General features: G+C 37.4%; 3 protein-coding genes. 1 reads left to right on the top strand and 2 read right to left on the bottom strand.

What is annotated here, in order from left to right; translation table 11 throughout:
- Positions 1-4: 4 nt before the first annotated feature.
- On the bottom strand, positions 5-3,154 hold the full coding sequence (locus AABK36_RS08340) for an efflux RND transporter permease subunit (protein WP_309939415.1): 3,150 nt from the start codon (positions 3,152-3,154) through the stop codon (positions 5-7).
- 47 nt (positions 3,155-3,201) lie between these two features.
- Positions 3,202-4,332 (bottom strand): efflux RND transporter periplasmic adaptor subunit, encoded by a 1,131-nt coding sequence (locus tag AABK36_RS08335; protein WP_309939413.1) that lies wholly within the window; start codon positions 4,330-4,332, stop codon positions 3,202-3,204.
- 654 nt (positions 4,333-4,986) lie between these two features.
- Between AABK36_RS08335 and AABK36_RS08330 the strand changes: the two genes are divergently transcribed.
- Complete coding sequence (locus tag AABK36_RS08330) at positions 4,987-15,774, top strand: DUF5018 domain-containing protein (protein ID WP_309939410.1); 10,788 nt, start codon at positions 4,987-4,989, stop codon at positions 15,772-15,774.
- The last annotated feature ends 6 nt before the right edge of the window (positions 15,775-15,780 follow it).

Below are 15,780 nucleotides of genomic sequence, written 5' to 3'. Positions count from 1 at the left end.
TGGATTAAATAGCTTTTCCCGCTTCCAAATCCACTTGCGCTTCTTTACAGGCATGTTCCACAGACTCTTTGCTAACCATTTTTCCTTCCCATGCCCACTTTAAGAATCTTTTGAAAGAATTTACAGCTACGATCATTGAAGGCAAAATCAAAAGAGTAAGCACAGTCGCTGTCAACAAACCATAAAACAAGGATATACCCATTGGCACTACAAATTGCGTATCCGGATCATTAGACAAAATCATAGGCAACAATCCAGCGCAAGTCGTCAAAGTTGTCAACATAATCGGTCTAAATCTTGATTTAATAGCTCTCATCAACGCCATCATCATCCCTGCTCTTTCTCTTAGATTCTGATTATATGCTTCAATCAACACGATTGAATCATTGATTAAAACACCAATCAACGCGACCATACCCAACATGGAAGGCAAATCCACTCCGTAGTCGTGCACCCAATGTCCCCATAAGGCTCCTACCATACTCAATGGTATAAGCACAAAGATTAAAAAGGTTTGAGACAATGACCTAAAAGTAAATATGATAATGGCTAATATTATAAATGTAATAATCGGTACCACATCACCCATTGACGCGTAAGTGTCTTTCATCTTTTCATTTCTACCTCCATATTCAATAGAAATATCCGGATATCTTGAACCAAACTCCTTTAATATGACATTGTCAATCTCCGCTCTGACTTCCGCTAAACTCACTTCAGAATTGGCCAAATCAGCTTCCAAAGTTATCTGCCTATTGCCATTCAAATGATTAATAGATATAACGCTTCGTGTATATCCCAAGTTCGCCACTTCTTTCAAAGGAATCTCCCTGCCGTCATCAAGCCTGATCATCATATTCTCAAGCTGCCCAACATTTCTACGCTCAGCAGACTCATACCTCACATAAATTTTAACCTCATCCTTTCCTCTTGTGAGCTTTTGAGCTTCCTCTCCAAAGTATCCCTGACGCACTTGCCTTACAACATCATTCAAATTCAAGCCCATCAAGTGCGCTTGATCTTTAAGAGTGATTTCAACTTCCCTCATACCAGTGACATCATCGTCTTGCACATTTTTAAGCCCCTTAAGTTTCAACAACTCCGACTTCAACCAATCTTTGGCTTGTTTAAGCTCTACCAACTCTTGCCCAACCAAATACATGGAAATCGGCTTGCCAAAATTTGACTCTTGCACAAACTCTAGTCTCTCCGCCTCCGGCAAAGGGCCGACATGTTGCATCATAATATTCGCAAAATCTTCCGAGCTAAACTCCCTCTGATCAGTAGAAACAAGATTAACAACAACCTGACCTTCATCTGCCGCGCTTATCGACTGAGTGATAAATGTCATATAGCTTTCACTTGCTTGATAATCTTCGTCAAACTGACTCACCGTTTTCAATGCCATATCCTCGATATAGTTCAAAACGTCAACGGTAGTAGATTCCGGAGTTCCTGAAGGCATTTTTAATTCGACGACTACTTCACTATAATCTTCAACCGAGGCATCGCCAATCTTTATAATATTTCCATCAACCGCCCCTTTAGTTATGATCACAATAGCTATAGGAATAATCAATGTCAACCATCCGTACCTCAAACTTTTACTCAAAACCGGCATGAAATATCGATCTCTTATTTTCAATAAAAATCGTTCTCCAATACTCACCTTCTTTTCCTCTCTTTTAACTTTCAATGCCTTTGAATTCGCCACGTGAGCAGGAAGTGTTGTCACACCTTCCAAAAGAGAAAATGCCAAAGTCGCAACTACTACAATGCCCAGCTCAAAGAACATTTCTCCGAATTTCCCTTTCAAGAAAAAGAAGGTCGAAAAAGCCACAATAGTCGTCAATACGCCTGAAAACACTGATGGGAACACTTTACGAACACCATCAACCGTAGCTTCAAATCTCGACTTGCCTTTCTCGTATTCTTGATATATAGCTTCGCAAATCACTACGCCGTCGTCGACCAAAATCCCAATCACGATTATCAAGCCAAACAAAGACATTTTATTCATCGTGATATCAGCCATGGCTGCCACAATAAACATCCCCATGAAACATATAGGTATGGCGAAAGCAACCCAAAAGGAAAGCCTAGGATTAAGAAATAATGAAAGAATCACCAAAACCAAAATAATTCCGACAATACCACTTTCCACAAGAACTCTTTTCATAATAACAATATCCCGAGATCTATCTCTAAGCTCTGTTGCTTTTGCTGGGTAATCTTTATCATTGAATCGTTCGAAAAATGCTTTCGTATCATCTGCAACGACAATAATATCTTCTATCTCAGAAAAATTCACTTGAATTTCAATAGCAGGCTCTCCATTCACATAAAACCTATCCGGATCCTCTTCCCATCTATCCGTCACATTAGCAACATCTTGCAATCTCACCACAGCGCCTTCATTATTGCTTCTTAGCACTATGTTTCTAAGATCTTCCGCATAATACCCTTTTTGACGCGTTCGAATCATAAGTTCCTCATCAGCCCCCTTGAGCGTCCCTCCTGTCAAGTCCAAGTTATTGTCTTCAATAGCCTTAGCTATTTCATCAAATGTAAATTGATACCTTCTCATCGCCTCTTCATTGAGCGACACTTGTATTTCTTCCTCAGGATAACCTCTGATCTCTATCTCAGTAACATTCGCCTCTCTTCTGAGTCCATCTTCAATTCTCTGCGCATGCTTCTTAAGCTCAACCAAGCTTACATCACCGCTAATTGCATAATTTATAGCCTTCTGAGCGTACAACTTCTTTTCCACAACCGGAGGTTCCATTCCCGTGGGAAAAGAACTGACTCCATCCACAGCATTTTTCACTTCTTGGAGAACGACATCTATATTAGCTTCCATCTTGGTCTCTATAGTAATAGAAGCCGTATTTTCAGATGAAATGGAGGTATATTTGTCTATTCCGCTCAAACCTTGAATTTGATTTTCAATCTTCATTACTACCCCATTTTCCACTTCTTCCGGAGATGCTCCCGGGTAGTTGATACTTATCAAAATCACATTGGAATCAATTCTTGGAATAAGCGTTGACCTCACCATTCTCATACTCAAAAAACCAAATACCAAAATCGACACGATCAACAAATTGCTGACTATTGGGTACTTGATAAAATAACCTACAAATTTCTTCATGACTTGCTGGATTTATTACCTTTCAAAGTGTTTTCCGTAAGACTCGTTTATGAGTGGGATATTGAGGAATTCTCTCCAATCACAGGCTTGCCAACTTCCAAACCTTGGGCTTTAAGAATCACCTTGCTTCCATCTTCTATTCCGCTTACAATCACCTTATCATCTTTCTGCTGAATGACATTTACCTTGACTTTAGTTGCCATATCATTTTCCAATACAAAAACGCTATTATCTTCCAACAACAGCTTCCTTGGTATTTCAATTCCCGAATTGGTTTTTCCTGTATATATTTCAGCTTTGAGAAACATCCCCTCTTTCAAGTCATTTCCATTTATCCGAACAAAGGCTTTAACGGTCTGAGTCATTTCATCTATCGATTTATTCACTCTATGCACTTCACCGGACCAAGTTTCTCCTGTAGCATTAGAAACCACATCCACTTCCGAACCTTGTTTGACACTTTTCGCATCTTCCAAACTCAACGAAACGACTAAATCAAATTGATTTGAATTGATATATTCTCCCAATTTCTGACCTGTTCTAACCAGAGTCCCCGGCTTAATATTCGACTCAATCAACTCACCGTCAAAAGGAGCGTAAATATTATATTTAAAAAGCTTGGCTTCTAACGATTTGATATCATAGTACTTTTGTTGTATGCCACGGGCAGATATAAAGTACTTTTCCTGTTCTGACAAAGGAGAAGGAAGCTCTTCAGTCTTTCCTTCAATATTATAATTTTTCAAATACTCACTCCATTGCTCATAACTGTTAATATAATCCAACTTTAAATCAGGCAACAATTCAACGATGAGGTTAAGCAATTCGCTTTTCATCGACTTCAAATTCATCTCATCCTCTTGACTGTCAATACTAATCATCAATTCTCCGCCACGATAAGACATACCCTCTAAAAAGTTTTTGGATGTCATTTTCATAATTCCACCGACCTCGGCATAAATCTCAACTTTGTTCACAGCCTCAACCACACCCATAGCAGACAAGCTTGTCTTCATGGATGAGTTATTCACTTCAAGCAAAGGAGACATAAACACTTGCTCCATTTGAGTTTTTCTCTCAGGCCTTTTTTTCTGATTTGCCAACAATCTCATGACAACTAACGAAAGCGCAATAATCAAAACTCCTGAACAGGCTACCACTATTTTTCTTACCATCATCGTATGACTCAAAATTTTCAAATTCTAGAGATATTACGATTTTAATAAGCGCGCATTGTTTTGATTCGCTTTTATTAAACCATCGCAAGCTTTCTACCGACCAATAAAGCATAAAAGGCCACAAACCTAAAAATTCGCATTCGCCGAATAAATGAATCCGTTAGCAGAAACTATCATCTAGTTGACAGAAGAAATATCAAATTTCAATCATTAGCTAGGATAAAAAAATAGCATAATGATTTTGACTATGCTATATGCTTTAATTATAGCCATTCATTTTGATTTGCTCTAGGTTAAAATTTCATATAAAGATTCAATCCGACACAACCCCACCCACAATTAAATTAGAATTATCCCAACATAGGATTATAATCAGTCAAAACTTCAAGATATCAATCAACATTAAAGAGAAATAGATTTATTTAATCACATTTTACCATATTATAATCAAATATTTAAATGATTTATTATTAATTTTTAATAGTTAATATATAACTATAAATGAATTTTATCTGAAAAAACAGTATTATAATTTAACTTTTTTAATGATTATATTATTGAAAAATAATTTATCAACCCATATCAATAAAAATTTCAAATATATCAACTAAACAATAACTATACATTTAAAAATTTACACAGAAACCGATTCCAATGAGAAAAAAAAGTACCAGAGAAAAATTACTCTTGCTCAGTTGGGCAATGATGATTCTTTCTTGTTTCTCAGTCAAAGCTGAGAATCATCATAAGGATCACACAGAAACACATTGTGCTCATACCATTGAAATAAGACATGGAAATGGTCAAAAGGGGCTATTTAGAGCCATAAGTGAATATGGTCAATTATATCTAATTGACAGTAGAGGATATTCACTTTTGAACATCAATGGTTATTTGCAATATGCTGCCAAAGCCAATGGCAGGTTGATTCCTTCAGGCCAAAAATACGATAATGGTCTACCTCCGATAGGGATAAACAAACATTTATCACCCGATCCAAGAGAAATCGATATTCAGGAAAAGCAATTTAAGATCGAACAAGATAAGATTGGAGACCCTCTAAGAACGAAGAACGCTTCTGTTCCTTCCAAAGGAAACCTTAGAGTTCCTGTTTTTATGGTTGGCTTCAATAACTATGGCTTTGGAAGTAACCAACATGATGGTCAAACTATGAGAGTGAATTACGACATTACTCAAGGTGATGGCAATAATCCACTTGGTGGTGGAGATCCTTATAGAGCTTTTGAAATTTTATTTAACGGGAATTCATATATACCTGATGATAATCCTGGCGATGGATATATGACTGTAAAGGATTATTATAGAAATGCTTCTTATGGCCAGCTGAATTTACAATTTAATCTCGCGACATACAGTCCGGTAAGAGCCAGTCAAAGCCATACAGCATATGGTGATCAAAATGGAGAAGGTCCAACGTTTGATTTAGTGCACGAAGCAATTAGCAAATCTTTACCAGGCAACTTAGGCAATCCTTCTCAGTATGATAGTGATGGAGATGGTTTTATTGATGGTGTTGTGATAATGCACGCAGGGCCTGGCGCCTCCCAGCAGGGCGATGGTCAATATGTTTGGCCAAGAAGAAATAGTATTGAGTACAATTCGAACCCTGAAAAAGGCATTGTTGTAGTGAATAATAGCAACACGCAGATAAAATATGTTTACAACAATAATGGCCAACGGGAGTATAGAAATCCTAGAATTTATGATTTAGAAAAAAGACCAGGTGGTGGCCTTCAGTTAAAGAATGATCCTAGTAATTGGCCTGCTCAAGTTTGGGTTTACAGTGATTATTGTATTCAATCTGAATCACAATTTTATTGGGATGATAATGGGGATAAGAAGCAGTCCATGGTGGGTATCGGCAATATTGTTCATGAGTTTGGACACTTATTGGGCATGCCGGATATTTACCATAAGGAGAAGTTTACATTAGGTGTTTGGGATATTATGGCCGGTGGTGCATGGGTAGCTGGTCAGTACTTTCCTACAGACTTTAGTGTTTACACCAAGGCTGCCTTAGGCTGGATTACTCCTCAAGAACTATATAAGGATGATGATGGAACTTATACATTGCCGCCAAGTACTGATAATAAATCTAATTATTACCAAATAAACACAAGGTATGGTCAGGATTATTTTATTCTTGAAAATAGAGTAAAAAAGAAAAATGATCTTTTTATACCGGCAGAAGGCATGTTAATCTGGCATTTGCAGGAAAGGCTAGCTGATATTAGTAATAGATACAATTACACGCCAAATGGAGCACCAGGGTTTGATTTTGATGGAGTTGATATAGAAGAAGCTGATGGCACTCAAGATGGCGATACTCAAGACACTGATACTTGGCCAGGTTTGTTAGGAAAGACTGAATTTGGACCAAATACTATTCCAAATTCAAATTCAAACTATGAAGGAAAGCCGGAAACTGGTGTGCGTATATATGACATTAAAGAACTTGCTGACGGAAGTATTGAGTTTAAACTACAACATGATGAGACAGAAGATCAAGAACCCAAATATTGTCAGACTAAATCACAATTTGGGAATGAATTAGGTATATCCCAAGTAACATTTGGACAGTTAAACAATCCATCTCCTTGGAAGGGAACCTATCATTATGATGCTTATCAAGAAGCTGTTGTAGATAAGTCAGATGAGCTTGAATTGGAAATTTTTGTAGACGGTAAAATCAAGCAAGATTATCAAGATATTGATACGGAAATAGGAGTTAAAGCTTTTATTGATTGGAATGCTGATGGGGATTTTAATGATAACGGAGAAACTGTTTTAGCTGAAGCTGCTTTATTAAAAGATAAGAAGAGGTATACAACAAAGATAACTGTACCAGCTAATCTTAAGCATGGCTCTAAGCGCTACTTAAGAGTTGTGACATATTCTCTGAACTATACATATAATGATTGGACATACACGTTGGATGATGTTGAGGCTTGTGGACTTTCAACTAAATTCAAAGAAGGAGAAGCAGAAGATTACAGAATAGTTTTCATGGATGAGAATCAAGTTGATGTACCATCCAAGCCTACTAATCTTCAAGCATTTAAAGTTGCTGAGAATGTAGAGCAAGCTAGATTAACTTGGGAAGATAATACAGATGGAGAAATAAGATTTGATATTTATGCGACTGACTTTACTGGCCTGAGATATGAAAAAATAGATGAAGCTCCGGCAAATACAACGGAGAAAATTTTAAACAACCTTATCCCAGGAAATACTTACTATTTCAAAGTTCAGGCTATTGTAGATCCTATTAATTCTCCATTATCAGATGCGGCTGAGTTGACGCTGGATAAAGGCGAGCCAAAAGATTATTATTGGGTGGAAAATGGCGGTGAATGGGGAGACCTTTCTCATTGGGCAACTGCTTCCGGTGGTTCTGTTAAGCATGAAAGAATGCCTTCTAGACATGACAATATCATTTTTGATGAAAATTCATTTACTAAGACGCAACAGTCAATCATATTTACTGAGAATTTTGAAGCAGCGAATATTGATATGATGAAAGTAACGAATCGCCCAGAGTTTACTGTGGTTGATGAAAACTTGGCAATTACTGTATATGGAGATTTAAAAATTCCTAAAAATGTCTTTGGTAAATGGGGTAAATTATACCTTAAATCTGAGAATACTGTTGACGATCCCGCAGAGCTTATATTCGAATCTGACGAGATTTTCTATGAGAAAGTTTTCTTTGATGCTCCATCAGAAACAGGTGCATGGAAACTTGCTGGTGATTTTTATGGACAAATAGGTATACTAAACAAAGGCATCCTTTCTTTTGGTGATCATTACATGAGAATGTTCCAAGAATTTCAGGTTTCAAAAACGACTAATAAGAAAACATTAAATCTTGATGATGGTGAAATTGAAACGGGATATTGGAACTTACCAGGGTATTGGGACAACCCAGAGGCATTAACATTTACTCAAAAGAACTCTACGATTACTGTTTCTACTTATGAGTTGCCTCAACCAGGTAGTATATACCAGCATGATTCTAGATTTAATGGTGGAGATAGAACTTATAATAGAGTTGCTTTTAAAACGAGTGATTTACGCTTAAGTATCGATTACGATGAAGTTAGACCTATTTTATTATATGGTAATAATACTTATAATGAATTGAAATTCCATCCTGGTGCTATCGTTTCTATAGGAGGTGGTAGTGCGCAAACTTTTGAAAAGATTACAGCAATAGGTGTACCCGAAAAACCAATAAAATTTTTAGGTCAGAGTAAAGTGGATTTTATCAACACCGGTCCTAATCAAGTTCATGTCAATTATTGCCATATTAAGAGTATTAATGCAGTTGATCAGTATGATCCAAATAGATGTTTTAAGGCGACTAATTCCGTAACATTAGACACAAATTGGAATTGGTGTACATTATTACGTGAAAATTATTTGACAGTTTATCCAAGATATCATAGAGACATTTATGTGGATGATATTATTGAAGATATTTCAAGTACAGATACAGAAAATATAGATGGAGTTTTAGAACCTAAAGGATTGTTTAGACAAAATGCGATTACTGGAGGAGATCTTCATTTTAAAATTATAGAAGGTAATGATTTTGCAAGACTTGAAGGTAGAAAGCTTATTGCTGAAGCCCCTGGCTTGGTTAGAATTTCAGTGCACTCTGAAGGAAGAGGTTACGGTCCATCTGATCCGTTTAATGATTTATATGTTGTAATTCTTGATAGAAATCAGCCGAATAAATTCATCAATTTCATGGAAGCGAAGCATGTGATTGGTGATGATAATTTCTGTATAGATGGCGCAAATAATTATCCTAATGGACCTGAACCCTCAAGAAGCAAAACACCTATTCCGACTTCAGTAAAGGTAAGTACTGGTGGGTTAGTAGCTGTTGCTGCTCAGAATGCGAACAGAGTGATGATTTGGAAAAGAGGTCCTGGGGTTGATAATAATAATCCTGCATTAGGCGATGCTGATTATATACTAGGTCAAAAGAAATGGAATGAAGACAGAATACCGTCTGTTCAGGATTTTGGGACATACACCAATGGACCTGGCAATATCGCCTTCTCTAGAGATGGAAATATGCTTGCTGTAGCTGATAGAGGTGGAAATAGAGTTCTTATCTACAAAAACATCTATAAGGCTATGGAAAAAGCTGATCAACGCAAAGCAAATGGAGAGGATCCATATATTACCGTTGAGGATGCGGATATCGTACTTGGCCGTTCGTCATTTGGATTGGCACAAGATTATGAAATAGATAAATATCCAACAGGCCCAGCAGTCTTTAACGACCCACACGGCATGGCATTTACTGAAGATGGAAAGTTCATTGTATGTGATGCAGGAAACAACCGTGTGCTTATTTGGAATGATGTACCTGAAGACCATTTCATGGATGCTGATATTGTTGTTGGCCAACCTAATATGTATTCAGATCAATCAGGGACTACAGCCACAACTTTATGGACGCCTTCTTCAGTCGCTATCACCAGAGACGGAAAAATGGTCATAGCTGACCCTGGCAATACAAGAGTTTTGATTTATAACAGAGTGCCTACGTCCAATGGAGCAAAAGCTGATATCGTGCTTGGCCAAAAGAGTTTCTTTGACAGAAGCTGGGGTATTAGCAATAGGGAATTTTCTTGGCCATATGGAGTCGCAATAGATTCTGAAAACAGACTTGCGATTTCTGAATATGGAAATAATAGAATAGTTATCTACAATGATTTGCCTACAACAAACTACGCTCCTTTTGATGTAGTATTAGGTCAGCCTGATTTTTATACCAATAAGAAATATGAAGATTTAAGCAAGGATGGTTTATCTAGTTGTAGCACTTATGGGAAGAATGGTCTTTCTTATCAAAAGAGAATAATACTCGATCCATTTGAGCCCTCATTTGATGCTGCCGGCAGACTATACGCTGCTGGATGGAAATCAAGTCAGGTTAAAGTATATGGAGCAGAAGCTTATAAAGGCGACTTAAGAATCGAGATGGAAACAGACAACGCTAAGCCTGCAATAGGTGAAGAGTTCAATGTTACATTGAAATTAACGCATGTTAGTGGCGATCATGATGCGCATAATGTGAGAGTCAACTTTATTCTTGACCAAGGACTTGAATTAGTAGAAGCGCCAACAGCAAGTTCTGGAGATTATGATACTGAACTAAATCAGTGGAGATTTGATGTTCTAGCTAAAAATGCGAATGAAACACTAAACGTAAAAGTTCGATTGAGAGAAGGCTCTGAGAATGAGGAGATTTGCATGAACGCAAATATTATCTCTAGTTTGTTGGATACAAACCCAGACGATAATAAGGCACAAATATGTTTGAACTATAAGGAGAGAATTGACATTATTGTTGAAGATCGAATAAATAGAACATATTGCGACCCTCATTCTTTCAATGTATATGCAGAAACAGTACCTGCTAATCTACCTATCAGATATGAACTTCAATTTCAAGGAGAGCCAACCGCAGAAATCAAAGGAAATAGAGTTACAATATTGAAACCAGGTAGTTTTAGCATTAGATATATTTTTGAAGGAACAGATCGTTTTAAAGAGAAGGAAACATCCACGCTTGTAGCTATTGACAAATGTAGCCTAGATATAGTGATGAAATGGCCTCAAAATGGTAAAACGTATTCAAGAGGCACATCCAAGAAAATCGAATATGCAATTGCAAATAAACTTCCTGATGAGTTTAAGGATATTGATATAAAGGTAATTCCTGATAATTGGGATGCAGCAAATTTAGCCGCAGCAGAATTTGATCCCGAAACTGAAATATTGACCTTTAAGCAAACTTCGAATCATTTATGCTTAAGATGGAAATTGCAAGAGCAAACGATCAGAGACCTAGCTCCATACTTTAAAATAGATAGAACGTATTTTGATACTTGTGTTGAAGTAATTAATGGAGAAGTTAAAGAAAGAAAGATTGTTTTTGAACCTGCGATGCAGACAACCTATAATTCATTGGATGATATTGTATTCACAGGCAAAACTACACCTGTATATGATTATTGGAGTTTGACTTACACTAGGGATGGAAGTAATATTCCTTCAGTTGTCGAGGACAATACTGTTTCATACAAAATACTTCAAGGCGAAGGTGAAATAGTTCCAACAGGAAATACATACAATGTTAGGATCCCTCAAGCAAATGGAAATGCAAAAATTCCTGAATTTAAGATTACAGGTTTAAAGCCAGGGAAATATGTAATTGAAGCAACGTCTGAGTTTATTTATGTTGATGGAGTTCCACATGAAGGAGCTATTGAGCTTATTGAGTTCGAAATTCTTCGTGAAGACCTAGATAAAACTGCTATCATCACTGATTTCAATATACCTGATTTTCAAATTGGAGATGAAAAAATTGATCAAGATGCTGGTACTATTACAGTAGATGTTACAAGCGACTTTATAGGCAAGTTTATCCCAGAAATAACATGGGAAGGTAACACTATAGAATCGTCAATAGGTATTCAAGTTGATGCTTCAAGTTCAAATGTAGTCTATACGGTTACCGCGGATGATGATGATATCACAAAGGACTATGAAATTATCATTAATAGAGAGCCAAGATGTAAAATTGTAGTAGAAAGTATAAATGTTGAAGGGATTGATTATCCTGTAGATAGTGAGAATACATTTGTTGCAGCTGTTGTTTCATCTGACATTGATCTAAGTAATTTAAGAATATTTGTAAATGTTCCTAATCAGTATCTAGATGTTGCGACTATTACACCAACGCCAAGTAAACATGATTTTACAAAAGGTTTTGTGGACTTTGTTGTTGGGTCAAAAGAATGTAATGAAACTACTACATATAAAGTAACTGTTACTCATGATCAACCGGATGCTGCAGAGATATTATCAGCTGATGTAAATGGAGTAGCTACTGTAATTGCGGGTAATCAAATAGGTGTTACTTTACCTGCTGGTTCAGATTTATCTAATGTTATATTTGAAAATGTAATCTGGAAAAAACCAAATAAAAATCCAGAAATCACAAGTCATACAGATATTGGAGATGGCAAATATCAAATAACTCTAGATGGGAACAATCAAGCAATAATAAAAACCCAAGCAGGTAATAAAAAAGTCAATTATACTTTAACGGTGTTTGTTGCTACTGAAGAAGGGAATCCAGAGATTACAGCATTTAGTTTAACAGATCAAGCATCCTCATCTGTAAATCAAGCAACAAGTACTATTGATATTATTATGCCTCATGGATCGGATATTAGCAATTTAGAAATAGAGAGTATAATTTTGGCCGATCCTTCATCAACTACTTCCTTGATGGTTGGAAACACTTATGACTTCACCAATGGCCATACTCTAACAGTAACCGCTACTGGTGATGTCCAGAAAGTTTATACGATTAATGTTACTATTGAAGAAGATACGCGCAGCGTGGCTAAAGACATCATCTCTTATACTATAGATGGAATAGCTGGAACTGTAGATGCAAATGCCAAAACAGTTACTGTAGAATTGCCATACAGCAGCGCAGTTGATTTGTCAGCAGTAATGCCAACTATTATAATTTCTGATTTAGCGACAATATCACCGGAAGATCAAACGGTAGTTGACTTCTCTGCAGGTTCTATCATTTATACTGTAACAGCTGAGAATGAAAGCACGCAAGAATGGACGGTAACAGTTACTAAAGCCACAGATGAGCGAAGTGTAGCTAAAGATATCATCTCCTATACTGTAGATGGAATAGCTGGAACTGTAGATGCAAATGCCAAAACAGTTACTGTAGAGTTGCCATACAGCAGCGCAGTTGACTTGTCAGCCGTGACGCCAACGATTACGATTTCTGACTTAGCTACGATCTCACCAGCAGATCAAACAGTAGTTGACTTCTCTACAGGTTCAGTAGTTTATACAGTAACAGCAGAGAACGAAAGCTCGCAAGAATGGACAGTAACAGTAACTAAGGCCACGGATGAGCGCAGCGTAGCTAAAGACATCATCTCCTATACTGTAGATGGAATAGCTGGAACTGTAGATGCAAATGCCAAAACAGTTACTGTAGAGTTGCCATACAGCAGCGCAGTTGACTTGTCAGCCGTGACGCCAACGATTACGATTTCTGACTTAGCTACGATCTCACCAGCAGATCAAACAGTAGTTGACTTCTCTACAGGTTCAGTAGTTTATACAGTAACAGCAGAGAACGAAAGCTCGCAAGATTGGACAGTAACGGTAACTAAGGCAGCAGATGGTCGCAGTGTAGCTAAAGACATCATCTCCTATACTGTAGATGGAATAGCTGGAACTGTAGATGCAAATGCCAAAACAGTTACTGTAGAGTTGCCATACAGCAGCGCAGTTGACTTGTCAGCAGTAACGCCAACGATTACGATTTCTGACTTAGCTACGATCTCACCAGCAGATCAAACGGTAGTTGACTTCTCTGCAGGTTCTGTCATTTATACTGTAACAGCTGAGAATGAAAGCTCGCAAGAATGGACAGTAACAGTTACTAAAGCTACAGATGAGCGAAGTGTAGCTAAAGATATCATCTCCTATACTGTAGATGGAATAGCTGGAACTGTAGATGCAAATGCCAAAACAGTTACTGTAGAGTTACCATACAGCAGCGCAGTTGACTTGTCAGCCGTGACGCCAACGATTACGATTTCTGACTTAGCTACGATCTCACCAGCAGATCAAACAGTAGTTGACTTCTCTACAGGTTCAGTAGTTTACACTGTAACAGCTGAGAATGAAAGCTCGCAAGAATGGACGGTAACAGTAACTAAGGCCACGGATGAGCGCAGCGTAGCTAAAAACATCATCTCCTATACTGTAGATGGAATAGCTGGAACTGTAGACGCAAATGCCAAAACAGTTACTTTAGAATTACCTTACAGCAGCACAGTTGACTTGTCAGCAGTAACGCCAACAATTACGATTTCTGACTTAGCTACGATCTCACCAGCAGATCAAACAGTAGTTGACTTCTCTACAGGTTCAGTAGTTTATACAGTAACAGCAGAGAATGAAAGCTCGCAAGATTGGACGGTAACAGTTTATAAGAAGGAAAGAATAACTCCTACTTTGACTGTATCTCCAAGTCCAATCAGCGTGATAGTTGGTCAAACGGTTGACTTGAATATCGAAACTGAAAGTACAGGAACTATTCATTATGAATTTGAGGATGCCACATTGGCTGAAATAGAAGGTCAAAATACCTTAAAAGGGCTGAAAATAGGCAATACTCAAATGACTATCCAAATAGATGAAACAGATGATTATTTATCGACAAGCATCTCAGTTGAAGTAAATGTAATTGAAGCTCCAAAAGACGCTAGAATCTTAAGTGTAGAATTCTACAATGAAGTAAGCGCTACAATCAATGAAGATGCTAAGGCTATTCAAGTAGAGCTTTACAGCTTTGTCGAGTTGAGCAATGTTTCCATCAAGTCAATTTTATTGACATCAGGTGCAGAGCTGATTGCTCCTTCGGATATCAACACTATAGACTTCTCTAATGGGGTAGTTGACTTTATTGTAAAAAATGGATCTACGGAGAACATATATAAAGTAAAAGCTTCTAATAGACCAATTATAGGTCTTGAAATAGATGAAGTTGCTATGACCGGACAAATTTCATCTACATTTGATGGTGATAGAACGTTCGATGTTGTGATTAGCGATAGCGAATTCTTATCATCAATTGCAGTTGAGGATATCAAATTTAAAGGCAGCTCGGTTGTATTTGAAAGATCTCATCCAAGAATTGGCCAGCTTTGGGATTATTCAAATGATGGAAAGCTTACTATCTATAATGAATTGGGTGAGCAAGCGACATATTTTATCAATGTTAGATATGCTGAAGACAATTCAGGAAATTCGGATATCAACATTGGAGGAATTGAAGTTAATGATGAGTCAGCAACCGTTGATAATTCAGATAGAACAATCAATGTAACATTGCCTGAAGATGAAGCGGGTACAGTAACGATTACTTCAATTGATTTGCCGGATGGCGTTGAGCTTGTTAGCCCAACATTAGGCACAGAAGTAAAATATGTACCAGGCAAAGGCGGAGTTGATGTAGTATTGAGAAATCAAGATGGTGAAAGCGTAGTGTATAAGCTTTTGGTTAATGGAGATGATTTGCAGACAGGATTAGGTGAGTTTGATGAAATCGAGCTTAAGGTTTATCCAAATCCATCGGCAGGCAGATTCTCTATCGACTTTGGCAAGCACTTGGATGCGAACATCAGAGTAATAGATGTTGCTGGAGCAGAACTTTACAGAAGCGAAGCTAGCGACTCTTACATCAAGATGAACTTGAGTCACTTGCCGGCTGGCGCTTATCATGTGATAGTTTCGGATAGCTATGGAAATAGCGAAACTGTTAAAATTATTATTGTGAAATAGATAATT

The organism is Aureibacter tunicatorum, from assembly GCF_036492635.1.
In the GTDB taxonomy this organism is placed as follows: Bacteria; Bacteroidota; Bacteroidia; order Cytophagales; family Cyclobacteriaceae; genus Aureibacter; species Aureibacter tunicatorum.
This window is presented reverse-complemented; position numbering and strand designations above follow the sequence as displayed.

Excerpts from the sequence above, each read along its gene's own strand:
- AABK36_RS08340 (WP_309939415.1), bottom strand. The coding sequence starts at position 3,154 with ATGAAGAAATTTGTAGGTTATTTTATCAAGTACCCAATAGTCAGCAAT.
- AABK36_RS08335 (WP_309939413.1), bottom strand. The coding sequence starts at position 4,332 with ATGATGGTAAGAAAAATAGTGGTAGCCTGTTCAGGAGTTTTGATTATT.
- AABK36_RS08330 (WP_309939410.1), top strand. The coding sequence starts at position 4,987 with ATGAGAAAAAAAAGTACCAGAGAAAAATTACTCTTGCTCAGTTGGGCA.